Genomic DNA, 23,363 nt, shown 5'->3' on the forward strand with positions numbered 1-23,363 from the left:
GGCCCGTCATCCGACGAGGACGGGCCGCCAGGGCATGCTCGGCAGGGGGGCGGCGGTGCTGCGGGGTCACCAGGAGGTGGCGAGCGGCATGCCCTCGGCGTAGCCGGCGGCGGACTGCACGCCCACCACGGCCCGCTCGGCGAACTCGGGCAGGTTGCGGGCGCCCGCGTAGGTGCAGCTCGAACGCAGGCCCGAGGTGATCTCGTCGAGCAGGTCCTCCACGCCGGGGCGGCGCGGGTCGATGTACATCTTCCCGGTGGAGATGCCTTCCTCGTACAGGGCCTTGCGCGCCCGGTCGAACGCCGTGCCGGCCCCGGCGGTGCGTGCCGCCACCGCGCGTGCCGACGCCATCCCGAACGAGTCCTTGTACAGCCGTCCCGAGCCGTCCTCGTGCAGGTCGCCCGGCGACTCGTACGTCCCGGCGAACCACGACCCGATCATGACCTGCGAGGCGCCGGCGGCGAGCGCGAGCGCGACGTCGCGCGGGTGGCGCACCCCGCCGTCGGCCCACACGTGCTTGCCGAGCTCGCGTGCCGCGGCCGAGCACTCGAGCACCGCGGAGAACTGCGGGCGCCCCACGGCGGTCTGCATGCGGGTGGTGCACATCGCGCCCGGCCCGACACCGACCTTGAGGATGTCCGCACCGGCGGTGACCAGGTCGCGCACGCCCTCGGCGGTCACGACGTTGCCGGCCACGACGGGCACGTCCGGGAAGTCGGAGCGGACCGCCGCCACCTCGCGCAGCGCGGCGAGCATCTTGTCCTGGTGCCCGTGGGCGGTGTCGACCACGAGGACGTCGACGCCGGCGGCGAGCACCTCGCGCGTCTTGGCGGCCACGTCGCCGTTGATGCCGACCGCGGCACCCACCCGCAGACGCCCGGACGCGTCGAGCGCGGGGGAGTAGACGGTGGAGCGCACCGCGCCCTTGCGCGTCAGGACCCCCACGAGGACGCCGTCGCGCACCACCGGGGCGAGCTGCACCTTGGCGGCGTGCAGCCGCTCGAACGTCGAGGCCAGGCCGTCGGCCTCGACGTCGGCCGCGTCGAGGGTGAACAGGTCCTGCGCGGCGACGTCACCGACCCGCGCGAACCGGTCCACCACCGCACAGTCGTCCTGGGTCACGACGCCGACGGGGCGGCCGCCGTCGACCACCACGGCCGCGCCGTGGGACCGCTTGCCGAGCAGGGTGAGGACCGTGGCGACCGTCTCCGTCGGGCCGACCACGACCGGCGTCTCGATGACGGGGTCCTTCGACTTCACGTCCGCCACGACGTCCGCGACGACGTCCACGGGGATGTCCTGCGGCAGGATCGCGACGCCTCCGCGGCGCGCCACCGTCTCCGACATGCGCCGGCCGGCCACGGCCGTCATGTTGGCCACGACGATCGGGACCGTCGTGCCCGTGCCGTCGTCCGAGGACAGGTCGACGTCGAACCGGCTGGTCACGTCCGAGCGCGACGGGACCATGAAGACGTCGCCGTAGGTGAGGTCGGTGGTGGGCTGCTGGCCCTGGAGGAAACGCACGCCGCAAATCTACCGTGCGGGCCCTGCACGGGTCCCGCCCGCACAGCGCTTAGAGTGTTCGGATGATCTGCAGGAGGAACGCATGGGGTTGCTGAGCACCATCGGTTCGCCCGAGGACGTGCGACGGCTGACGACGGCGCAGACCACCCAGCTCGCTGCCGAGATCCGCTCGTTCCTCGTGGAGAACGTCTCACGGACCGGCGGGCACCTCGGGCCCAACCTGGGCGTGGTGGAGACGACGATCGCGATGCACCGCGTGTTCTCCTCGCCGCGGGACACCTTCGTCTTCGACACGGGCCACCAGTCCTACGTGCACAAGCTCCTCACCGGTCGCCAGGACTTCACCGACCTGCGCAAGCGGGGCGGGCTGTCCGGCTACCCCAGCCGCGCCGAGTCCGAGCACGACGTCGTGGAGAACTCCCACGCGTCCACCGCGCTGTCGTGGGCCGACGGGATCGCCAAGGCCAACGCCGTCGCCGGCCGGGACGACCGGCACGTGGTGGCGGTCATCGGCGACGGTGCCCTGACCGGTGGCATGGCGTGGGAGGCGATCAACAACATCGCCGCCGACGTCGACCGCCGGCTCGTCATCGTGGTCAACGACAACGGCCGGTCGTACTCGCCGACGATCGGCGGCGTGGCCAACCACCTGCAGACGCTGCGCACCACGCGCGGCTACGAGGCGTTCCTCGGCTGGGGCAAGCGCACCCTGCACCGCAGCGGCGCACCGGGCCGCTTCGCCTACGACTGGCTGCACGGGCTGAAGAAGGGCCTCAAGGACGTCGTCGCACCGCAGGGGATGTTCGAGGACCTCGGACTGAAGTACGTCGGCCCCGTCGACGGGCACGACGTCGCCGCCGTGGAGCGTGCGCTGCTCAGCGCGCGGGCCTTCGACGGACCCGTCATCGTGCACGCCATCACCGAGAAGGGTCGCGGCTACACCCCCGCCGAGGAGGACGTGGCCGACCGCTTCCACGCGGTGGGCAGGATCCACCCGGAGACCGGTCTGCCCGTCGCGCCCTCCCGGTTCGGCTGGACGCAGGTCTTCGCCGACGAGATCGTCCAGATCGGGCGCAGCCGGTCCGACGTCGTGGCCGTCACCGCCGCGATGCTGCACCCCGTCGGCCTGGCGCCGTTCGCCGAGGAGTTCCCGCGCCGCACCTTCGACGTCGGGATCGCCGAGCAGCACGCCGCGACCAGCGCCGCCGGCATGGCCTTCGCCGGCCTGCACCCCGTGGTGGCCGTCTACGCCACCTTCCTCAACCGGGCCTTCGACCAGGTCCTGATGGACGTCGCCCTGCACAAGGCGGGCGTCACGTTCGTGCTCGACCGTGCCGGCATCACCGGCGACGACGGCGCCAGCCACAACGGCATGTGGGACATGGCCATGCTGCGCATCGTGCCCGGGCTGCGCCTGGCCGCACCCCGCGACGAGGCGACCCTGCGTGCCGCACTGCGCGCCGCCGTCGACGTCGACGACGCCCCGACCGTCGTGCGGTTCCCCAAGGGCGCGCTCGTCGATCCGATCGAGGCCCTCGAACAGCTCGACGGCGTCGACGTCGTCGCCCGGCACACCCCGGGGCCCGGGGCACCGTCCGGGCGCAGGATCCTCGTGGTCGGCGTGGGCGCGATGGTGCCCACGGCGCTCGCGGCCGCCGAGTCGCTGGCGGCACACGGCTTCGCGGTCGACGTCGTGGCCCCGACGTGGGTGCTGCCGGTCCCCGAGGCGCTGGTGAAGCTGTCCGGGGAGCACGACCTGGTCCTCACCCTGGAGGACGGCGTCGTCGACGGCGGCGTCGGGGCGATGCTCGCCCAGCGCTCGGCGGAGGCGGGGGTGCGGACGCCGTTCGTGCACCGCGGCCTGCCGGTGACCTTCCTGGAGCACGCGACCCGTGACCAGATCCTCACGTCCCAGCGGCTGCGCGCCGAGGACGCGGTGCGCGACACGCTCACCGTCCTCGCCGGTGACCGATGATCTGGCTGTTCGACCTCGACAACACCCTGGTCGACCGCGACGACGCGTTCGCCGCGTGGGCGAGCGACGCGGTCCGGGAGGCGGGTGGAACGTCGGCGGACCTGGCGGCGATCGTCGCCGCGGACGACGGCGGGTTCGCGCCGAAGCGGGACGTCGCACGGGTCATCGTGGAGCGGATCGGCGGTGACGACGACCTCGACGCCGTGGTGAGCCGGTTCCGCCAGGGGATCCTCGACCACGTGCGCGTCTACGACGGTGTCCTGGACCACCTCGACGTGCTCCGCGGCGCGGGCCATCCGGTAGCGGTGGTGACGAACGGCATCTCGGCGCAGCAACGCGGCAAGATCGAGCGGTGCCGGATCGCGCCGCACGTCGACGCCGTCGTCGTCTCGGGCGAGGAGGGCGTGTCCAAGCCGGACCCGCGCATCGTGGAGATCGCGCTCGACCGGCTCGGGGTCGGCGACGTCGACCGTCGCGAGGTCTGGATGGTGGGCGACGCCGCTCACGCCGACGTCGCCGTGGGCAGGGCGGCGGGCACCCGCACGGGCTGGGTGTCCCACGGGCGCACCTGGGAGGGTGGCGCACGCCCGGACGTGGTGGGCCCGACGGCCCGTGAGGTGATCGCGGCGGCGGCGTCCCCGGCCTTCCGCCGGGTCTGAGCCGCTCGGGCCCGGTCAGGCCGGTCCGTGGGTGGCCTGCCGGCGTGCGTGACGCAGGAGACACCGCACGTGTCTCGTGCGTCACGGCGTTTGTGAAGGCCTTCACGTACTGTGGTCTTACCAAACGTTGAAGGGGATGAGCATGACCATCCAGGCAGAGCGCAGCACCGGAGCCGTCGACGCCGCGTGGGAGGGCTTCGAGCCCGGACCGTGGTGCGACGCCGTGGACGTGCGCGACTTCATCCAGCGCAACTACACCCCGTACACCGGTGACGGATCGTTCCTCGCCGGGCCGACGCCGCGCACCAGCGCCCTGTGGGCGCGGCTGAGCGAGATGTTCCCGCAGGAGCGCGAGAAGGGTGTGCACGACGTCTCCGCGGACGTCCCCGCCGGCATCACCGCCCACGCGCCCGGCTACATCGACGCCGAGCACGAGATCATCGTCGGCCTGCAGACGGACGCGCCGCTGAAGCGCGCGATCATGCCGAACGGTGGCTGGCGCATGGTCGAAGGAGCGCTCAACACCTACGGGTACCCGGTCGACGAAGACCTCAAGAAGGTGTTCACCACCTACCGCAAGACCCACAACCAGGCGGTCTTCGACGTCTACCCGCCGAACGTGCGCGCCGCGCGCAGCTCGCACATCGTCACCGGCCTGCCCGACGCCTACGGGCGCGGGCGCATCATCGGCGACTACCGTCGCGTGGCCCTCTACGGGGTGGACGCCCTGATCGAGGCCAAGAAGCTCGACAAGCTGACGCTCGAGGCGGAGCCCTTCAGCGAGAAGGTCGTGCGCGAGCGCGAGGAGCACGCGGAGCAGATCCGCGCGCTCGGCGAGCTCAAGGAGATGGCCGCGTCCTACGGCGTCGACGTCTCCGGCCCGGCCCGCACCGCCGTGGAGGCCGTGCAGTGGCTCTACTTCGGGTTCCTCGGTGCGGTGAAGGAGCAGAACGGGGCGGCGATGTCCCTCGGGCGCACCTCGACGTTCCTCGACGTCTACCTGGAGCGTGACCTCGCGGCCGGCCGGATCACCGAGTCCCAGGCCCAGGAGGTCATGGACGACTTCGTCATCAAGCTGCGCATCGTGCGGTTCCTGCGCACCCCCGAGTACGACGCCCTGTTCTCCGGCGACCCGACCTGGGTCACCGAGTCCATCGGCGGCATGGGGCTCGACGGGCGCACGCTCGTCACGAAGAACTCGTTCCGCATGCTCCAGACGCTGTACAACCTGGGGCCGGCGCCCGAGCCGAACATGACGGTGTTCTGGACGTCGGACCTGCCCGCCGGGTTCAAGGCGTTCTGCGCCAAGGTCTCCATCGACACCTCCGCCGTGCAGTACGAGTCCGACGACGAGATCCGCACGGCGTGGGGCGACGACGCGGCGATCGCCTGCTGCGTCTCGCCGATGGCCGTGGGCAAGCAGATGCAGTTCTTCGGCGCCCGGGTGAACCTGGCCAAGGCGCTGCTGTACGCGATCAACGGCGGCCGCGACGAGGTCAGCGGCAAGCAGGTCTCCCCGGCGTTCCCCCGGTCCCCGCCGGGCAGGTGCTCGACTACGACGACGTGCGCGCCCGCTTCGAGAAGACGATGGACTGGCTCGCCGAGACCTACGTCGAGGCGCTGAACTGCATCCACTGGTCCCACGACAAGTACGCCTACGAGCGGCTCGAGATGGCGCTGCACGACCGTGACGTCCTGCGGACCATGGCGTGCGGCATCGCGGGGCTGTCCGTCGCGGCCGACTCGCTGTCGGCCATCCGGTACGCCGCCGTCACCCCCGTGCTGGACGACCGTGGCGTCGTCGTGGACTACGAGATCGAGGGCGACTACCCCGCCTACGGCAACGACGACGACCGTGCCGACGACATCGCCGTCGACCTCGTCGAGTCGTTCATGGCCAAGGTGCGCCGCCACCCGATGTACCGCGACGCCGAGCCGACGCAGTCGGTGCTGACCATCACCTCGAACGTCGTGTACGGCAAGGCCACCGGCAACACCCCGGACGGTCGCCGGGCCGGCGAACCGTTCTCCCCGGGCGCCAACCCGATGAACGGACGCGACACGCACGGCATGCTCGCCTCGGCGCTCTCGGTGGCGAAGCTCCCCTACGAGCAGGCGCAGGACGGCATCTCCCTGACGAACACCATCGTGCCGACCGGGCTGGGTCGGACGAAGGCCGAGCAGGTGGCCAACCTGGCGGGGCTGCTGGACGCCTCCTTCGGCGCCGGCGGCTACCACATGAACGTCAACGTGCTGGTGCGCGAGACCCTGCTCGACGCCATGGAGCACCCCGAGAACTACCCGCAGCTGACCATCCGGGTCTCGGGGTACGCCGTCAACTTCGTCCGGCTCACGCGCGAGCAGCAGCTGGACGTCCTGAACCGGACCTTCCACGGAGGGATCTGAGATGACTGCCGGCCCGGTGCTGCTGGACCCCCCACGACCCGCCGCCGGGCCGGCGCAGGCCTGCAGGGGCTCGCCGCCACCGACCCCACGGACCTGGAGCGCTCCGAGCGTCTCGCCCTGATGCGTTCGGGCGAGCTCGGGTCGGTGCACTCCTGGGAGCTCGTCACCGCCGTCGACGGCCCCGGGACCCGCATGACGGTGTTCCTGTCGGGCTGCCCGCTGCGGTGCCTGTACTGCCACAACCCCGACACCCTGGCCATGAAGGACGGGGGAGCGGTGCTCGCGCAGGACCTGCTGGCGCGGGTCGAGCGCTACCGCGGCGTGTTCGCCGCGACCGGGGGCGGGCTCACGCTGTCGGGCGGCGAGGTGCTCATGCAGCCCGCCTTCGCGGCACGCGTCCTGCGGGGGGCCACCGAGCTCGGGGTGCACACGTGCCTCGACACCTCGGGATTCCTCGGGGCCAACGCCACCGACACGATGCTCGACGACACCGACCTGGTGCTGCTCGACATCAAGGCGGGTGACGAGGACACCTACCACCGGGTGACCGGCCGCTCGCTCGCCCCGACCCTCGCCTTCGGGCGGCGGCTCGCCGAGCGCGGCGTCGCCGTCTGGGTGCGCTTCGTGCTCGTGCCCGGCCTGACCGACGACCCGCGGAACGTCGCCCGGGTAGCCGACCACGCGGCCGCCATCGACGCCGTCCGTCCCGGCACCGTGCAGCGCGTCGAGGTGCTGCCGTTCCACCAGATGGCTCGCGACAAGTGGGCCGAGCTGGGCCGGACCTACGAGCTCGACGGCACCGAACCGCCCACCCCGGAGGCCACCGAGGCCGTGCGCGAGGTGTTCCGCGCCCGCGGCCTCACCACCCACTGACGGGCGCGAGGTCCGTCGCCGAGCCCGGCGGCGTCCGGACGGCTCAGGAGTGCGTGACCTCCACGGCGCGCTCCACGACGCGGCGCATGTCCCCGCCGGACTCCGCGTGCCAGGCGCGCTGGCGGGCCGCACCACCGCCGGTCGCCCAGAGCCGGCCCAGGAGCTCGGTGACCACGTCCAGGTCCCCGGCGTCGACCAGGGCGTCACGCACGTGGGCCACGAGCTGCCCCACGACGTCGTGCGCCCCGGCCGGCTGCCAGGTGCTCGGCGACACCAGCTCACCGGCCAGGCCGGACCGACCCGCGCGCCAGGACGCGGTGCGCAGCAGCTCCGGATGGACCGGGGGAGTGGGTCGGCCGTCGGCCGCCTCCCGGGCCGCGGTCTCGACCAGCCCGCGCGCCAGGGCCGCCAGGACCGTGGTGGTGTCGGGGTCCAGGCACACGTCCGCGACCCGGATCTCGACCGTGGGGTAGCGCGGCGACAGGCGGGCGTCGAAGTACACCATGTTCTTGTCGAGGATCGTCCCGGTGGACACCAGGGCGTCCACCGCCGCGTGGTACTCCTGCGGCGTGCCGAAGGGCCGGGTGGGGCCCGACGTCGGCCAGCGCGCCCACACCTGGGAACGGTAGCTCGCGTAGTCGCTGTCCTCGCCCTGCCAGAACGGAGAGTTGGTGCTCAGCGCCATCAGGACCGACAGCCACGGACCGATCCGGTCCAGCACCGCGACGCCCTCGACGTCGTCGGCGACGGCGACGTGCACGTGACAGCCGCTCGTGAGCTGCTCGCGAGCCGTGATGCCGAAGAACTCCCTCGCCTGCAGGTACCGCAGCCGTGACACCGTGGTCCCGGTGAACCGGATCGGCGAGGTGGCCAGCGCCACCGCCCGGGCGTCGACGCGGTCTGCCGCCTCCTGCGCCCGGGCGCGGCCGGCACGGATCTCCACCGCCAGGTCCGCCAGGGACGCCTGCGGGTGGGAGGCCGTCTCCAGCTGCTCCTCCATGAACTCCGGCTCCAGCGCGCCGGTGCCCCGCTCCTTGTTGTCGTTGCCCGAGGCCTCCAGAGCCTCCTGCGCCTTGGCCACGGGCGAGCCGTCAGGCCCGACCAGCAGGAACTCTTCCTCGACACCCATCGTGCGTGGTTCGCTCATGGAGGCATCATGGTGCCAAATCGGGCCAAGTGCGCGTCGGGGCACGAACGCGGCACCCCGCGCACCCGGGCCGTCAGCCGTACAGGCGCTGGGCGTACCGGGGGCCGTAGTGCTCGTCGAGCACGGCCAGCGGGACGTCCGTGGCCTCCAGCCGGTGGGCGAGCTCGGCCCGGCGCGGCAGGCCCTCGGGGTCCCACGACGCCGGGTCCCAGGTGCGTGAGCGCAGGAACGCCTTCGAGCAGTGCATGAAGACCTCCCGCACCCGGATCTCGAGCACCAGCGTCGGCCGATGACCCTGCACCGTCAGGGCGTCGGCGTACGGCACGTCGCGCACCAGCCTGGCCTCGCCGTTGACGCGCAACGTGTCACCTCGACCCGGCACCACCGAGACCAGCGCCACCTCCGGGTTGGCCAGCACGTTGCGGAAGCCGTCCACCCGTCGGTTGCCCGGACGGTCCGGCACGGCCACGGTCACGTCGTCCAGGACGTGCACGATCCCCGCCGGGTCGCCCTTGGGGGACACGTCGGCGCGGCCGTCCGCGTCCGACGTCGCCAAGAAGCACAGCGGGCTGGCGGCCAGCCACGCCCGGTGCTCGTCGGTGAGCCGGTCGCGCACCTTGTCCCGGACGCGGGGCAGGGGCTCCCCGACGAGCTGTTCGAGCTCGGTGACGTCGTGGACAGGGATGCCGCCGTGGTCCGTCATGCCGACAGGCTAGCGCGGGGACCTCAGGCTCCCGCCGGGCGGCGAGGGGACGGTGCCGGCAACTCGACGTCCGCGCGACGCCGACCCGTCACGCCGCCGTCACCACCGGTTCAGCACCGTCTGGTTGAACTCGGGCATGGACCGTCCCCGGATCGTGCTCGCCGCGTCCAGCGTCGTCGCCCTCGCCGCCCTGGCGCTCGCGGCGACCGAGGTGCTGCGTCACCAGGCCGCCGTCGCCCGCCGACGCATCGGCAAGGCCCTCGGGGAGGTCGCCCCCGACGCCGACCGTGTGTGGCGCAAGAAGCTCGGCGGAGACGCCGTGGACCTGCTCGTCCTGGGCGACTCCGTTGCCGCCGGGCTCGGCGCCGAACGACGCAAGGACACCCTCGGTGGTCGGCTCGCCCGCGCCCTGGCGAAGAAGCTCGGCAGACCCGTGCGCCTGCGGGTGGCGGCCGTCGTCGGGGCGGAGTCCTCGGCGCTCGCCGCCCAGCTCGACGGGCTCGACGACGACTACCGGCCCGACGTCGCCGTCGTCGTGGTGGGCGGCAACGACGTCACCCACCGCGTCCCGGTCGCCGTCTCCGTCGGGCACCTGGTGGAGGCCGTCGACCGGCTGCACGCCCGTGGCGCCGCCGTCGTCGTGGGGACGTGCCCCGACCTCGGGGCGCTGCGTCCCGTGCCGCAACCGCTGCGGGTGCTGGGTGCGCGCGCGTCGCGCCAGCTCGCCGCGGCGCAGGCGACGGCCGTGCGCCGCGCCGGCGCCCATGCGGTCTCGCTGGCGGACGTCGTGGGCCCGTTCTTCGTGACCTACCCCGAGGAGGCGTTCAGCCTGGACCGCTTCCACCCGAGCGCCGCCGGCTACCGGCGTACCGCCAAGGCGTTGGTGCCGTCGGTGCTGGTCGCCCTCGGGGTGCACGACGACGTCCCGGCCGGGCACGGGACGCCCGGCACGGCAGCCGGTCGACGGCGCCTGCGTGCCGTGGGATGAGCCGGTGCGGTACCGGTCCGATACCGGCGCGGTGAGACCGGGAGGCGGGCGACCCGTGTGCGGCCGGGACGAGACACCGGCGGGGGCCGGGACGGATCGTCCCGACCCCCGCCGGTCACGGGCGCCGAGCAGCGCGCCCTCGTCGGGTCGTGCTCAGACGGAGGCTGCCGGGACGTTCGCGACGCCGTCGGGCAGGATCCGCCGGCCGAGCACGCGCTCGGAGTACCCGGTGCGGTCCAGGTAGGGCGTGATCCCGCCGGTGTGGAAGCCCCACCCGGCACCGAGGATCATGCACAGGTCGATCTGCGTGGGGTCGGCGACGACCTGCTCGGTGAGCATGTGCCCGATCTCCACGGTCAGCGCGGTGAGCACGGAGTCCAGCACCCCCGCGGCGTCGAGGACGGGCGTGCCGGCCCGTCCCGTGGAGCCGACCGGCAGCGCCTCGCCGAACACCTGCTGGATCGCCGGGTCGACGGGCTTGTGCATCCCGGGCGCCGGGGCGTCGAGCACCACGCGGGTGCCGTCGGCGACGAGCTTCTCCAGGCCGGGGGAGCGGGGGAACCGCTCGCCGAGGTCCTCGCGCAGCGAGGTGAGCACGTGCAGCCCGACGGCGGGACCGACGAGGTCGAACAGCTCGAACGTCGGCATGGGGAAGCCGAGCGGAGCCAGCGCGGTGTCCGCCGCCTCGACCGACGTGCCGTTCTCGACCGCCTCGACCACCTTGCCCATGACGAGCACCAGCAGGCGGTTGACGACGAACCCGGGCCGGTCGGCGACGAGCACGGCCGTCTTGCGCAGCTTCTTGGTGATCGCGAACGCGGTGGCCAGGGCCTCTTCGGAGGTCTTGTCGGCGCGGACCACCTCGACCAGCGGCATCTGGGCGACCGGGTTGAAGAAGTGGATGCCCACGACCCGCTCGGGGTGGCGCAGGTCGGAGGCCATCTCCGTGACGGACAGCGCGGAGGTGTTGGTCGCCAGGATGGTGTCCTCGCCGACGATCTCCTCGAGCTCGGCGAACACCTTCTTCTTGAGCCCCATCACCTCGGTGACGGCCTCGATGACGACGTCGCAGGTCGCGAACTGCTCGATCTCGGTGGTGCCGGAGACGCTGGCCACGATGCGGGCTGCGGCCTCGGGCGTCATGCGGCCCCGACCGACGAGCTTCTCGGTCGTCGCGCGGACGTACCCGAGACCCTTCTCGACGCGTTCGGCGTCGAGGTCGCGCATGACCACGGGCACGCCGAGCCGCTGGGTGACCAGCAGCGCGATCTGCGCGGCCATGAGGCCCGCACCCACGATGCCGACGCGCGTGACCGGCCGGGCGAGGTCCGACGACGGCGCACCCTTGGGCTTCTTGCCCGCCGAGGTGAGGCCGAAGGCGTAGACGCTGGAGCGCATCTCGTCGGTCATGATGAGGTCCGCCAGGGCCTCGTCCTCCGCGGCGAACGCGGTGGCGCGGTCGGACTCCCGCGCCGCGGCCATGAGGTCCAGGGCGCGGTAGGGGGCAGGGCGCGAGCCGGCGACGAGGTGGTCGAGCTGGCGGCGGGTGCCGGTGACGACGGCGTCCCACACGGGCTGCGGGTCGAGCTCGCGGCGCGTCGGGGTGACGTCGCCGCGCAGGACGGCGGCAGCCCACGTGATCGAGCGCTCGAGGAAGTCGGCGGCCTCGAAGAGCTCGTCCACCAGGCCGACCTTCAGGGCCTCGGCCGGCTTGTACGGCTTGTTCTGCGCGGGCCGGGTGAGGACGACCTCGACGGCCTTCTCGATGCCGACGAGGCGCGGTACGAGGTAGGCGCCGCCCCAGCCGGGCACGAGGCCGAGGCCGGTCTCGGGCAGGCCGAGGGCGGCGGCGTCGGAGGCGACGGTGCGGTAGTCGCAGTTGAGGGCGATCTCGAGACCGCCGCCGAGCGCGAGGCCGTTGACGAACGCGAAGGTCGGCACGCCCATGGTGTGCAGCAGCTCGTAGGCGGTGTGCCCGGAGCGGCCCAGCTCGAGCGCCTGCTCGCGCGACGCCACCGCGCCGACGCCGAGCAGGTCGGCGCCCGCGGCGAGGTAGTACGGCTTGCCGGTCACGGCGACGGCGGCGACCTCGCCGGAGGCGGCCCGTGACTGCAGGCCCTGCAGGGCGCCGGTCAGCTCCGCCATGCCCTCGGGCCCGAGGGTGTTGGGCTTGGTGTGGTCGAGCCCGTTGTCCAGGGTGACCAGGGCGAGGGTGCCCTGCCCGCCCGGCAGCTCGACGTCGCGCACCAGGGCGTGGGTGACGCGCTCGGCACGCGTGGCGGTGTGGTCGGTGGTGCTCATGGTCGCTCAGCCCTCCGTGGTCGACGGGACGTGGCCCGAGTAGTCGGCGTGGTGCGGGTTCTCCCAGATCACGGTGCCGCCCTGGCCGAGGCCGACGCACATCGTGGTGATGCCGTAGCGGACCTCGGGGTGCTGGGCGAACTGGCGCGCGAGCTGGGTCATCAGCCGCACGCCGGAGCTCGCCAGCGGGTGCCCGACGGCGATGGCGCCGCCGTAGGCGTTGACGCGCTCGTCGTCGTCGGCGATGCCGTAGTGGTCGAGGAAGCTGAGCACCTGGACGGCGAACGCCTCGTTGATCTCGAACAGGCCGATGTCGTCGATGTCGAGGCCGGCCTGGGCGAGCGCCTTGTCGGTGGCGGGCACCGGGCCGTAGCCCATGATCTCGGCGGGGACGCCGGCGAAGGCGTAGGACACCAGGCGCATCGCGGCGGGCAGCCCGAGCTCGTCGGCGGTCTCGCCGGCGGCGAGCAGGGCCACGGTGGCGCCGTCGGTCAGCGGCGAGGCGTTGCCGGCCGTGACGCGGCCGCCGGGGCGGAACGGCGTCTTGAGGCCGGCGATGCCCTCGACGGTCGTCTCCGGTCGGGGCAGCTCGTCGGTGGTGGCGAGCCCCCAGCCGATGCCCTCGTTGCGCACGGCCACGGGCACGATCTCCGGGCCGATGTCGCCGTTCGCGACGGCCTTGGCGTACTTGGCCTGGGTGCCGACGGCGTAGGTGTCGGCGCGCTCCTTGGTCAGGTGCGGGAACTTGTCGTGCAGGTTCTCGGCGGTGACGCCCATGTTGAGGGCGTCCGGTGCCACGAGCTTCTCGGCGAGGAAGCGCGGGTTGGGGTCGGCGTCGAAGCCCATCGGGTGGCGTCCCATGTGCTCGACGCCGCCGGCGATGACGACGTCGGAGGCGCCGACGGCGATGGACGACGCGGTGGCGGTGACGGCCGTCATGGCGCCCGCGCACATGCGGTCGATGGCGTAGCCGGGCACCGAGGTCGGCAGGCCCGCGAGGATCGCGGTGGTGCGACCGAGGGTCAGGCCCTGGTCGCCCGTCTGGGTGGTGGCGGCGATCGCGACCTCGTCGACGCGGTCGGCGGGCAGCTCGGGGTGGCGGCGCAGCAGCTCGCGCATCGCCTTGACGACGAGGTCGTCGGCCCGGGTGCCGGCGAGGAGGCCGTCCGGCCTGGCCTTGCCGAAGGGCGTGCGGACGCCCTCGACGAAGACGACGTCGCGCAGTGCGCGTCGCTGGGGCTCGCGGGTGGTGCGGGCCTGGGGGGCCACGGTCATGGCAGCTCCGTCCCTTGCGTTGTGGGTTCCGACGGTGCCGAGGAGCATCGTCGCTCGGGGTGCGGGGGATCGCCTCGCGCCCTTAGTACACGCTACCGCGAGTACTGGGAACAGCATAGACCAGCTGATACGCGGTATCACCTCTCGTGCCGCGCACGAGGGTCTCGGCACGACCGTGCCAGGTGTCGCAGGACGAGCCGGCGGTGGTGGCCCCGCGGTCGCCCCGCGGCCGTCCCGGGGTAGGCCGCTGGACGAGGGACCTCGGTCAGGCGTCGGCGAACGCCGCGGCCAGCCGAGCGGAGAGCAGCTCGACCTGCCAGGGGCGCGCCAGCCGATCGCGCAGGAACGCCGCCACCGAGTCGGCGTCGGCGGGCTCGGGCGGAGTCCAGCACAGGCGGCGCAGCGCGTCCGGCTGCAGCAGGTTCTCCGCCGGGACCGCGGTCTGCTCGACGAGCTCGGCGATCACGTCGCGGGCTGCGGCGAGCCGAGCCGCTGCGACGGGGTCTCGGTCGGCCCAGATGCGAGGCTGGGGCGGGGCGTCGGTCTTCGGGCCCCGCAGCGAGGGCAGCTCGGCGTCCGGCAGGGCCAGGGCCCGGTCGATCGCCTGCTGCCAGGACGCCGCACGGCGTCGGGCGCCCTTCGTGGCGAACTCGGGCAGCGCCACGAGCTGGGGCACCGTGCGCGGCAGGGCCTTGGCCGCCGCGATGATCGCGCGGTCCGGCAGGACCCGGCCCGGGGACACGTCGCGCTGGCGGGCGTTGGTGTCGCGGGCCTGCCACAGGCCTCGCACGACGGCGAGGCGTCGCCGGTCGCGCAGGGTGTGCGTCCCGGAGGTGCGCCGCCAGGGCTCGACCCGAGGCGGAGGCGCGGGCAGGGTGCGCACGTGCTCGAACTCCTGGGCGGCCCACTGCGACTTGCCCGCGGCCTCGAGCCGTGCGGCCAGCACGTCACGGACCTCGACGAGCACCTCCACGTCCAGGGCCGCGTACCGCAGCCAGTCCGCGGGCAGCGGACGGGTCGACCAGTCGACCGCCGAGTGCTCCTTCGCCAGACCCAGCCCGAGGGTGTCCGCGACCACGGCGGCCAGCCCGACCCGGGGCATCCCGAGCAGGCGGGCCGCCAGCTCGGTGTCGAACACCCGTGACGGGCGCAGCCCGTGCTCGGCGAGCCCGGGGAGGTCCTGGGAGGCGGCGTGCAGCACCCACTCGGCGTCGCCGACGGCCTCGCCCAGGGCCGACAGGTCCGGCAGCGGGACGGGGTCGATCAGCGCGGTGCCGGCGCCCTCGCGGCGCACCTGGACCAGGTAGGTCGCCTGCCCGTACCGGTAGCCGGACGCACGTTCGGCGTCGGCCGCGACCGGGCCGGACCCCGCGGCGAACGCGGCGACCACACGGTCGAGGGCCCCCTGGGTGGCGACCACGGGGCCGACACCGCCCGCAGGTTCGGTCAGCGGGACGACGTCGGGGATCACCTGGGGGTCGCCGGAACTCATGGCCCCACGGTACGTCGTCGCACGTCCAGGGCCGTCACGCCGTCCGGCAGGGGCGGGAGCCCGCCCACCGTGGCCATCAGGTCGGCCCAGACCTCCAGGTGGGCCCCGAGGTCGGTGTCCACCGGCGTCCAGGACGCCCGGATCTCCAGGTCGACCGCGTCGGGGGTGCCCGCCAGCGCCCCGTAGCTCGACGAGTGGACCCGGGTGACGGTGCCTCCCTCGGCGACGACCCCGACACCGGCGGTCTCCAGGTTCTCGGTCACCCAGGTCCAGGCCACCTCACCGAGCAGCTCGTCCGCCGCGAGCTCGGCCTCGAGCTGCGCGCGCACCAGGGTCACCACGCGGAAGTCGCCCTGCCAGGCGTCCTGGCCGGCGGGGTCGTGCAGCACCACGAACCGACCCGTGGCGAGCTCGGTGGCGTCCGCCACGACCTCGCCCTCCAGCGCCAGGCTGAACGGTGCCACGCGCTTCGGCCCGGGGATCTCGACCAGGCGGACCTCCGGCCGGGTCCGCCGTCCGCGCAGGGTGTCCAGGGCGGCCGAGAACCGCTCCGGGACATCGGGCGGTGTGACGCTCACAACGACACCGTACGCGCCACCGGGCGCTGACCGGCACCGACGTGCCGCACGGACCCGGCGAGCCGTGCCGTGTCCGGATCCCGGCACGGGTCGCTGAGCCCGTCCGCGATCCGACTAGGCTGGTCGAGGCCTGCCGGTGCGCTGCCGTGCGCAGCCCCGGGAACGATCCCCACGAGGAAGCAGGAAGCGATGACAGCACGTGCCCAGATCGGCGTCACCGGACTGGCGGTGATGGGGCGGAACCTGGCGCGCAACTTCGCCCGCCACGGCTACACCGTGGCGGTGCACAACCGCAGCTTCGCCAAGACGCAGTCCCTGATCGACGAGGCGGACACCGAGGGCGACTTCGTGCCCTCGGAGTCGATGGCGGACTTCGTGGCGTCGCTCGAGCGTCCCCGCAAGGTCGTCATCATGGTGAAGGCGGGTGCCGCGACCGACGCCGTCATCGACGAGCTCGTGCCGCTGCTCGAGGAGGGCGACATCGTCGTCGACGCCGGCAACGCGCACTTCCCCGACACCATCCGTCGCGAGGAGGCGCTGCGCGCCCAGGGTCTGCACTTCGTCGGCACCGGCGTGTCCGGCGGCGAGGAGGGCGCGCTGCTCGGCCCGTCGATCATGCCCGGCGGCACGCGGGAGTCCTACGAGTCGCTGGGTCCGATCCTGGAGGCCGTCTCCGCGAAGGTCGACGGCACCCCCTGCTGCACGTACGTCGGGCCGAACGGCGCCGGCCACTTCGTCAAGATGGTGCACAACGGCATCGAGTACGCCGACATGCAGCTCATCGCCGAGGCCTACGACCTGCTCAAGCAGGGTCTCGGGGCGTCGGCCGCGGAGATCGGCGAGATCTTCGCCGAGTGGAACACGGGCGACCTCGAGTCGTTCCTCATCGAGATCACCGCCGACGTGCTCCAGCACGTCGACGCCGAGACCGGCTCCGCGTTCGTCGACGTGGTGCTGGACCAGGCCGAGCAGAAGGGCACCGGCCGCTGGACGGTGCAGAACGGCCTCGACCTGGGCGTGCCGATCACGGGCATCGCCGAGGCGACGTTCGCCCGGGCACTGTCCGGTTCGGTCCCGCAGCGCGAGGCCGGCCGCGCGGCGCTGCCCGCGGCGGCCTCCGCCCTGGAGATCACCGACCGCGACGCCTTCGTCGAGGACGTCCGTCAGGCGCTGTACGCGTCCAAGGTCGTGGCCTACTCCCAGGGCTTCGACCAGATCGCCGCGGCCTCCGCCGAGAACGGCTGGGACATCGACCGCGGCGCGATGGCGCGGATCTGGCGCGGCGGCTGCATCATCCGCGCCCGGTTCCTCAACCGGATCACCGAGGCGTACGAGCGCGACCCGCAGCTCTCCCTGCTGCTGTCGGACCCGTACTTCACCGACGCCGTCGGCACCGGTCTGGCGGCGTGGCGCCGTGTCGTCGCCCAGGCGGCCACGGCCGGCATCCCCGCGCCGGCCTTCTCGTCCTCGCTGTCCTACTACGACGGCGTCCGTGCCGAGCGCCTGCCCGCCGCGCTCATCCAGGCGCAGCGCGACTTCTTCGGTGCGCACACCTACCGGCGCACGGACAAGGACGGCACGTTCCACACGCAGTGGTCGGGCGACCGCACCGAGCAGGAGGCCTGACGCAGCCGTGAGCACGCCCGAGCAGGAGCCCGGGGCCACCACCAGCGGCCCCGGGTTCCACCCCGTGATCGTGGGTTCCGACATCGGCGTGTACGCGCTGACCCGGTCCTTCCACGAGCAGTACGCAGTGCGCACCACGGTCGTGGCCTTCGCCGAGCCCGGCCCGATCGCGCACTCCGCCCTCATCGACACCGTGCTCTCCGGCACGTCGGCCGACCAGATCGTCGCCACGCTGGAGCAGGTGGCCGCCGAGCGACGGGCGAGCGGTGACCGCAGCCCGTTGCTGCTGCAGTCCAACATGGACTGGGTGGTGCGGATCCTCGTGCACCACCAGGCCGTCCTGAAGACGGCCGGCTACGTGCTGCCCTACGCCGACGCCGACCTGATCGACCGGATCTGCGACAAGGCGGAGTTCTCCGCCGCCTGCGCCGAGCTCGGCATCCCGACGCCGGACACGGTGATCCAGGACTTCGCGGACGCCGCGGACGAGGGATGGAAGCCGGCCGCGGTCGGGTTCGACTTCCCCGTCATCGCCAAGCCTGCCTCCAGCGCGGACTACCACGACGTGCAGTTCGCCGGGAAGAAGAAGATCTACGAGATCGCCTCCCCGCAGGAGCTGGACGCGCTCTGGGGGAGCCTGCGCCGCGCGGGGTTCCGGGGCCGCTTCCTGGTGCAGGACATGATCCCCGGGGACGACACCCAGATGCGGTCGGTGACGACCTACTCGGACACCTCCGGTCGGGTCACGCTGCGCTGCTCGGCTCGCGTGCTGCTGGAGGAGCGCACCCCGGCCGCCCGCGGCAACCCGTCGGCGATGATCGTGGAACCGGTCGACGAGATCCTCGACGCCGCCCAGCGGCTGTGCGAGCACGTGGGCTGGCGCGGGTTCGCCAACTTCGACGTCAAGCTCGACCCGCGCGACGGCGTCTACAAGTTCTTCGAGCAGAACCCGCGCATCGGGCGCAACAACTACTACCTCACCGCCGGGGGCCAGAACCCCACCGAGGTCCTCGTCGACGACGTGATCCTCGGGGTGCGGCGCGAACCCGTCACCGCCACGCGCGAGGTCCTGTACGCCGTCGTGCCCCACTGGCTGCTGCGCCGCTACGTGCTGGACGACGGCCTGCGGGCCCGGGTCGTGGGGCTCACGCGGACGGGACGCACGGTGCACCCCCTGCGCTACTCCGCCGACGCCTCGCCGCGCCGTCGCCGGTACGTGCTCACCGCTCTGGTCAACCACGTGCGCAAGTACCGCAAGTACTACCCGACGAGCGCGCTGCGGGCGAACCACGAGGCCGCGCAGCGCGCCACCGCCCGCCGCTCGGACGCCGGACGGAGGGGCCGATGAGCCGCCGCCTGCAGCCGGTGGTCCTCGGCGGCGACATCGGGGCGTACTCGCTGGCCCGGACGTTCCACGAGGCCTACGGCGTCAAGCCCGTGGTCGTCTCGGGGATGTCCACCGGGCTGGTACGTCACTCGAGGATCCTGCAGCACGTCGTGGAGCCGGCGATCGACGACCCGGACGCCATCGTGGCGCGCCTGCGGACGATCGCCGACCAGCACACCGACGCCGACCTGATCGTCGTCGGCTCGGCCGACTGGCTCGTGCGCACCCTCGTCGAGCAGCGCGACCGGATCTCCGACCGATACACGATCCCCTACGTGGGGATCGACCTGCTGGCACAGCTCACGGACAAGGAGGGGTTCGGCGACCTGTGCGCCGAGCTCGGCATCGCCCACCCCACCACGGTCGTGCACGACGTCGCCGCGGGCGGTGAGCCGGACACGTCCGGGCTGACGTTCCCCGTCATCGCCAAGGCGGCCTCCACCGCGGCCTACCACGACGTCGAGTTCGCCGGGAAGAAGAAGGTCTTCCTCGTGGAGACCCGCGCCGAGCTGCTCGACCTGCTCGGCCGCGTCCGCGACGCGGGCTACACCGGCTCCTTCGTCGTCCAGGACTACATCCCGGGCGACGACTCCGGCATGCGGATCCTCACGTGCTACTCGGACGCCGACGGCCGGGTGCGCTTCTCCGCGTTCGGTCACGTGCTCCTGGAGGAGCACACCCCCGGGGCGCTCGGCAACCCTGCCGGCATCGTCACCCAGGTGCAGTCGGACGTCGTCGAGCAGGCCACGCGCCTGCTGGAGCACGTCGGCTGGACGGGGTTCGCGAACTTCGACCTGAAGTTCGACCCGCGCGACGGGCGCTACGTGTTCTTCGAGCTCAACCCCCGTCTCGGCCGGTCGAACTTCTACATCACGGCCGCCGGGGCGAACGCGGTGCGGTTCTACGTCCACGAGCACCTGCACGGGCTCGACCCCGACCCGCGGGCCGTCCTCGGGCCGCAGGTGCCGCTCAGCGCCACGGGAGAGCTCCAGGCCGAGCACCTGTACACGGTGCTTCCCGGCCCGCTCCTGCGTCGGTACGTGCTCGACCCGCAGGTGCGCGGGCGGGCACGGCGGCTGGCCCGCCGTCGGCGCTCGACCAACCCCCTGTGGTACCGGGCCGAGACGGACCCGCGCCGGATCGCGTACCTGCTGGTCGCCCAGGCGAACCAGTGGCGCAAGTTCGCGCGGCACTACCCGGTGGCCGAGGCGCGACGCCTCGCCTGGAAGGGTTCGGCGTGAGCCAGCCCGGTCCGCTCGACGGACCGATGCCGCCGGTCGGGGTGATCGGCGGCGTCGGCCCGCTCGCCACGGCGTACTTCCTGCAACGGGTCGTGCAGCTCACGGCGGCCGAGCGGGACCAGGACCACGTCGACCTCCTGGTCCTCAACCACGCGACGATCCCGGACCGCACCGACTTCGTGCTGGGACGCTCGACGGCGGACCCCGGGCCCGTGCTGGCCGACGACGCCCGACGCCTCGAGCGGTTCGGCGTCAGCTTCGTCGTCATGCCGTGCAACACGGCGCACTACTTCACCCAGCAGGTGCTGGACGCGATCAGCGTGCCGTTCGTCTCGATCGTGGAGGTGACCGTCGCGGCGGTGCGGCGGCGGGCCCCCGGCAGCACCCGGGTGGGACTGCTGGCCACGGCCGGTACCGTCGCCTCCCGCGTCTACGACGACGCGTTCGCCGCGCACGGCATCGAGGTCCTCACCCCGGACGACGCCGACCAGGCGGAGGTCAACCGGGTCATCTACGACCAGGTCAAGGCCGGGCACCGGGCCGACGCCGACGCGCTGCGGGGTGTGGCCGCGCGGCTGGTCGAGCGCGGCGCCGACGTCGTCGTGCTGGGGTGCACGGAGCTGTCAGTTGCCGCCGTCGACCACGGGATGCTCGACGAGGACCCGTTCTGCGACTCCATGGACGAGCTCGTGCGAGCCACGATCCTGCGCTCGGGCCACCAGGTGCGCTGAGACCGTCCCGCGGGCTTCAGCCCAGCTCGCTGGTCCCCGCGTACAGGTGCAGGACGGGGACCTGCAGGAGCTCGCGTGCCTGGGACGCCCAGTCGGTGTGGAAGGTGTCCTCCACGGCGTGGGGGTAGGTGACCACGACGACCTCGTCCGCCCCGGAGGCCACGGCAGCCTCCAGCGCCGGCAGCGGGTCGTCCTGGGTGACCTCGCCCGTCGCCGTCGCGCCCGTGGCGTGCAGCAGCTCGAGGGACTCGACCACCTGGTCGCGGGCCGTCGCCGTCGCCTTCTCCGGGGTCGGCTCCTTCCCCACGAGGTCGTCCCACGCCGCGCGCAGCTCCAGCATCCCGAGGTGGTCCAGCACGGAGGCCACCACGTTGTGCTCGGTGTCGGCCGGGACCAGGACGCGGTAGACGACCGGGTCGTCGCCGTGCAGCGAGGTGATGTGGGCGACGTCGGCGGCGGTGAGGGCGTCCTCGGTCAGGACGACCAGGGTGAGGGGAGCGTCAGACATGGCAGCAACCTACGGCACACCCCGGGTCGACGCCGACCCGACGGGCCGGTGGCCCGGGACGCTTCAGGCGGCGGCGCCCTGCCGGTCCAGCTCCCAGCGGGCCACGAGCGTGCCGGACGGCGCCACGAGCAGGTGGCCGAGCCGCACGGGTCGCTGTCCGGTGATCGGACGGTCCACGATCCGGCCCGGCCCGGCGCCGACGAGGCCGGGGGTGGTGGTCACGCACAGCTCGTCGACCACGTCGGCCTCGACGAGGTCGCCCAGCAGGCTGGGGCCGCCCTCGCCCAGGACGTGCGACAGCCCGCGTGCTGCGAGCGCGTCGAGCCCTGCCGACAGGTCCACCGCGACGGGGTCGTCGCCGAGCGGGCAGGTCAGCACCCGCTCGGCACCGACGTCGGCGACCGCCCTCGGCGTCCCCTCGTGGCCGGTCACGATCCAGGGTGCCCTGTCGGCCACGAGCAGGGCCGGGGGACGCGCCCCGACCGGGTCACCACGGCGAGCTCCAGCGGACGCTGCGACAGGTGCTCGAGGCCGCGCGGTCGCGCCAGCGCCGTGTACCCCTCGGCACGCGCCGTGCCGGCACCGACGAGGACGACGTCGGCCAGCGCACGCAGGACGCGGAACACCCGCCAGTCCGCGGCGTCGTTGATCGATCCCGACAGGCCGTCGACCCCCCACGCGGCCCCGTCGACGCTGGAGACCATGTTCACGCGCAGGTGCCGCGGGGACCGGGTCCGGTAGAGCGAGGCGAGCCGGTCCTCGGCCGGGTCGGGCGCCAGGACGTCCGTGGCGGGGTGGGCCAGGTGCAGCGTCGGGGTGTCAGAACTCACAACGGTCAACGTACCCCGCGCACGTAGGCTGGATCTTCGTGACCGCACTGCAGTCCTCCGGCTCGTCGACCGCCACCACCTCGCTGGCGGCGGTGCGTCCCAGCGTGTCGACAGACCGCCTCCTGGCCGACCTGGTCCCCCCGCGCCACTTCGCGTCGGCGAGGTTCGCCACCTACCGCGCCAACCCGGACCATCCGAGCCAGGCCGCGACGCTCGCCCGGCTGGAGGAGGTCGCCGCCGAGATCGCGGCGCCGGCGCCGACGGGGATCAGGGCGCTCCTGGGACGACGACGTCAGGTGCCCTCGGTCTACATGGACGGCGGCTTCGGCGTGGGCAAGACCCACCTGCTGACCTCCCTCGCCCACGCCGTCACCGAGGCGGTCGGTCCCGGGGCTGCCGCGTACGGGACCTTCGTGGAGTACACGAACCTCGTGGGAGCCCTGGGGTTCCTGCCCACGGTCGAGGCCCTCGCGACCCGCCGCCTGGTGTGCATCGACGAGTTCGAGCTCGACGACCCGGGCGACACGGTCCTGATGTCGCGCCTGCTGCGCGAGCTCGCCGACCGCGGCGTGGCCCTCGCGGCGACGTCCAACACCCTGCCCGACGCCCTGGGGGAGGGGCGGTTCGCCGCCGAGGACTTCCTGCGGGAGATCCAGGCGCTCGCCGCCCGCTTCGAGGTCCTGCGGGTGGACGGCGAGGACTACCGGCACCGGTCCGTGGTCACCGACGCCGCGCCGCTGCCCGTCGAGGTGGTGCGCGAGGCGGTGGCGTCCCGGCCGGGTGCGGTCCTGGACGACTTCGAGGACCTCCTCGCCCACCTCGCCACGGTGCACCCGAGCCGCTACGGGGCGCTGCTCGACGGCGTCGAGCTGGTCGGGCTCACGGGCGTGCGCCCCGTGACGCGTCAGGAGGTGGCGCTGCGCCTCGTCGTCCTCGTCGACCGGCTGTACGACCGTGACGTCCCCGTCCTGCTCGCCGGTGGGGCGCAGGGGCCGCGCGAGCTCTTCAGCGAGGAGATGCTGCGCGGCGGCTACCGCAAGAAGTACTACCGGGCGCTCTCCCGGCTCGGTGCGCTCGCTCAGACCGGTCGCGACCTCCTGGAGCGCTGACCGGCTCACG

General features: G+C 73.2%; 17 protein-coding genes and 2 pseudogenes. 10 read left to right on the forward strand and 9 right to left on the reverse strand.

Annotated elements, in window-relative coordinates:
• Window positions 1-66 precede the first annotated feature (66 nt).
• Window positions 67-1,524 (reverse strand): GuaB1 family IMP dehydrogenase-related protein, encoded by a 1,458-nt coding sequence (locus ACNHYB_RS02030; RefSeq protein WP_418276709.1) that lies wholly within the window; start codon window positions 1,522-1,524, stop codon window positions 67-69.
• Between the two features lie 82 nt (window positions 1,525-1,606).
• On the opposite strand from ACNHYB_RS02030, the gene dxs reads away from it, so the two are divergent.
• The 4 genes and pseudogenes from dxs (at window position 1,607) to pflA (ending at window position 7,437) form a co-directional block, all read left to right on the forward strand.
• Window positions 1,607-3,499: a 1-deoxy-D-xylulose-5-phosphate synthase gene (gene dxs / locus ACNHYB_RS02035; protein WP_418276710.1), complete on the forward strand. Its 1,893-nt coding sequence runs from the start codon at window positions 1,607-1,609 to the stop codon at window positions 3,497-3,499.
• Window positions 3,496-4,158, forward strand: a complete 663-nt coding sequence (locus ACNHYB_RS02040) for an HAD family hydrolase (RefSeq protein ID WP_418276711.1) — start codon at window positions 3,496-3,498, stop codon at window positions 4,156-4,158. Before dxs ends, ACNHYB_RS02040 begins: the two co-directional genes overlap by 4 nt.
• Window positions 4,159-4,300: 142 nt before the next feature.
• A pseudogene (gene pflB, locus ACNHYB_RS02045) lies at window positions 4,301-6,564 on the forward strand (formate C-acetyltransferase).
• Between the two features lie 60 nt (window positions 6,565-6,624).
• On the forward strand, window positions 6,625-7,437 hold the full coding sequence (gene pflA, locus ACNHYB_RS02050; protein ID WP_418277970.1) for a pyruvate formate-lyase-activating protein: 813 nt from the start codon (window positions 6,625-6,627) through the stop codon (window positions 7,435-7,437).
• Window positions 7,438-7,480: 43 nt separating this feature from the next.
• Here pflA and ACNHYB_RS02055 read toward each other — a convergent pair whose 3' ends face one another.
• Both ACNHYB_RS02055 and ACNHYB_RS02060 read right to left on the reverse strand, forming a co-directional pair.
• A complete protein-coding gene (locus ACNHYB_RS02055) occupies window positions 7,481-8,584 on the reverse strand; it encodes a carboxylate-amine ligase (RefSeq protein ID WP_418276712.1) in 1,104 nt (367 codons plus the stop codon).
• Between the two features lie 73 nt (window positions 8,585-8,657).
• A complete protein-coding gene (locus ACNHYB_RS02060; protein ID WP_418276713.1) occupies window positions 8,658-9,287 on the reverse strand; it encodes an MSMEG_1061 family FMN-dependent PPOX-type flavoprotein in 630 nt (209 codons plus the stop codon).
• Window positions 9,288-9,423: 136 nt separating this feature from the next.
• Here ACNHYB_RS02060 and ACNHYB_RS02065 point away from each other — a divergent pair, with 136 nt between their 5' ends.
• Window positions 9,424-10,275 (forward strand): SGNH/GDSL hydrolase family protein, encoded by an 852-nt coding sequence (locus tag ACNHYB_RS02065; protein WP_418276714.1) that lies wholly within the window; start codon window positions 9,424-9,426, stop codon window positions 10,273-10,275.
• Window positions 10,276-10,428: 153 nt separating this feature from the next.
• Here ACNHYB_RS02065 and ACNHYB_RS02070 read toward each other — a convergent pair whose 3' ends face one another.
• From ACNHYB_RS02070 to ACNHYB_RS02085, 4 genes are all read right to left on the reverse strand, one after another.
• On the reverse strand, window positions 10,429-12,576 hold the full coding sequence (locus ACNHYB_RS02070) for a 3-hydroxyacyl-CoA dehydrogenase NAD-binding domain-containing protein (protein WP_418276715.1): 2,148 nt from the start codon (window positions 12,574-12,576) through the stop codon (window positions 10,429-10,431).
• Between the two features lie 6 nt (window positions 12,577-12,582).
• Entirely contained in the window at window positions 12,583-13,851 is a 1,269-nt protein-coding gene (locus tag ACNHYB_RS02075; RefSeq protein WP_418276716.1) for a thiolase family protein, read from the reverse strand.
• 265 nt (window positions 13,852-14,116) lie between these two features.
• Window positions 14,117-15,343, reverse strand: coding sequence for an HRDC domain-containing protein (locus ACNHYB_RS02080; protein WP_418276717.1), 1,227 nt, complete (start codon window positions 15,341-15,343; stop codon window positions 14,117-14,119).
• Entirely contained in the window at window positions 15,340-15,921 is a 582-nt protein-coding gene (locus ACNHYB_RS02085) for a DUF3000 domain-containing protein (RefSeq protein ID WP_418276718.1), read from the reverse strand. Before ACNHYB_RS02085 ends, ACNHYB_RS02080 begins: the two co-directional genes overlap by 4 nt.
• A gap of 189 nt (window positions 15,922-16,110) precedes the next feature.
• Here ACNHYB_RS02085 and gndA point away from each other — a divergent pair, with 189 nt between their 5' ends.
• From gndA to ACNHYB_RS02105, 4 genes are read left to right on the forward strand one after another with little or no spacing between them, the layout of a single operon-like run.
• Window positions 16,111-17,547, forward strand: a complete 1,437-nt coding sequence (gndA, locus tag ACNHYB_RS02090) for an NADP-dependent phosphogluconate dehydrogenase (RefSeq protein WP_418276719.1) — start codon at window positions 16,111-16,113, stop codon at window positions 17,545-17,547.
• 7 nt (window positions 17,548-17,554) lie between these two features.
• Window positions 17,555-18,895, forward strand: coding sequence for a hypothetical protein (locus ACNHYB_RS02095; protein ID WP_418276720.1), 1,341 nt, complete (start codon window positions 17,555-17,557; stop codon window positions 18,893-18,895).
• Window positions 18,892-20,175: a carboxylate--amine ligase gene (locus ACNHYB_RS02100; RefSeq protein ID WP_418276721.1), complete on the forward strand. Its 1,284-nt coding sequence runs from the start codon at window positions 18,892-18,894 to the stop codon at window positions 20,173-20,175. The genes ACNHYB_RS02095 and ACNHYB_RS02100 overlap by 4 nt, the downstream gene beginning before the upstream one ends.
• Window positions 20,172-20,906 (forward strand): aspartate/glutamate racemase family protein, encoded by a 735-nt coding sequence (locus ACNHYB_RS02105; RefSeq protein WP_418276722.1) that lies wholly within the window; start codon window positions 20,172-20,174, stop codon window positions 20,904-20,906. Before ACNHYB_RS02100 ends, ACNHYB_RS02105 begins: the two co-directional genes overlap by 4 nt.
• 16 nt (window positions 20,907-20,922) lie before the next feature.
• Here the strand turns inward: ACNHYB_RS02105 and ACNHYB_RS02110 are convergent, their stop codons facing one another.
• Both ACNHYB_RS02110 and ACNHYB_RS02115 read right to left on the reverse strand, forming a co-directional pair.
• Window positions 20,923-21,414: a hypothetical protein gene (locus ACNHYB_RS02110; protein ID WP_418276723.1), complete on the reverse strand. Its 492-nt coding sequence runs from the start codon at window positions 21,412-21,414 to the stop codon at window positions 20,923-20,925.
• A 63-nt stretch (window positions 21,415-21,477) separates the two neighbouring features.
• Window positions 21,478-22,118: pseudogene (locus tag ACNHYB_RS02115) on the reverse strand (dihydrofolate reductase family protein).
• A gap of 158 nt (window positions 22,119-22,276) precedes the next feature.
• On the opposite strand from ACNHYB_RS02115, the gene zapE reads away from it, so the two are divergent.
• The gene (gene zapE, locus ACNHYB_RS02120; protein WP_418277971.1) at window positions 22,277-23,353 is read left to right on the forward strand and encodes a cell division protein ZapE; all 1,077 of its coding nucleotides are present in this window, start codon (window positions 22,277-22,279) and stop codon (window positions 23,351-23,353) included.
• The last annotated feature ends 10 nt before the right edge of the window (window positions 23,354-23,363 follow it).

Origin of the sequence: Isoptericola jiangsuensis, from assembly GCF_048320105.1 — a bacterium.
In the GTDB taxonomy this organism is placed as follows: Bacteria; Actinomycetota; Actinomycetes; order Actinomycetales; family Cellulomonadaceae; genus Isoptericola; species Isoptericola jiangsuensis_A.

What these genes read in the sequence shown, in the direction of transcription:
- dxs (WP_418276710.1), top strand. Translation starts at nt 1,607, where the DNA reads ATGGGGTTGCTGAGCACCATCGGTTCGCCCGAGGACGTGCGACGGCTG.
- ACNHYB_RS02040 (WP_418276711.1), top strand. Translation starts at nt 3,496, where the DNA reads ATGATCTGGCTGTTCGACCTCGACAACACCCTGGTCGACCGCGACGAC.
- ACNHYB_RS02055 (WP_418276712.1), bottom strand. Translation starts at nt 8,584, where the DNA reads ATGAGCGAACCACGCACGATGGGTGTCGAGGAAGAGTTCCTGCTGGTC.
- ACNHYB_RS02060 (WP_418276713.1), bottom strand. Translation starts at nt 9,287, where the DNA reads ATGACGGACCACGGCGGCATCCCTGTCCACGACGTCACCGAGCTCGAA.
- ACNHYB_RS02065 (WP_418276714.1), top strand. Translation starts at nt 9,424, where the DNA reads ATGGACCGTCCCCGGATCGTGCTCGCCGCGTCCAGCGTCGTCGCCCTC.
- ACNHYB_RS02070 (WP_418276715.1), bottom strand. Translation starts at nt 12,576, where the DNA reads ATGAGCACCACCGACCACACCGCCACGCGTGCCGAGCGCGTCACCCAC.
- ACNHYB_RS02075 (WP_418276716.1), bottom strand. Translation starts at nt 13,851, where the DNA reads ATGACCGTGGCCCCCCAGGCCCGCACCACCCGCGAGCCCCAGCGACGC.
- ACNHYB_RS02080 (WP_418276717.1), bottom strand. Translation starts at nt 15,343, where the DNA reads ATGAGTTCCGGCGACCCCCAGGTGATCCCCGACGTCGTCCCGCTGACC.
- gndA (WP_418276719.1), top strand. Translation starts at nt 16,111, where the DNA reads ATGACAGCACGTGCCCAGATCGGCGTCACCGGACTGGCGGTGATGGGG.
- ACNHYB_RS02100 (WP_418276721.1), top strand. Translation starts at nt 18,892, where the DNA reads ATGAGCCGCCGCCTGCAGCCGGTGGTCCTCGGCGGCGACATCGGGGCG.
- ACNHYB_RS02110 (WP_418276723.1), bottom strand. Translation starts at nt 21,414, where the DNA reads ATGTCTGACGCTCCCCTCACCCTGGTCGTCCTGACCGAGGACGCCCTC.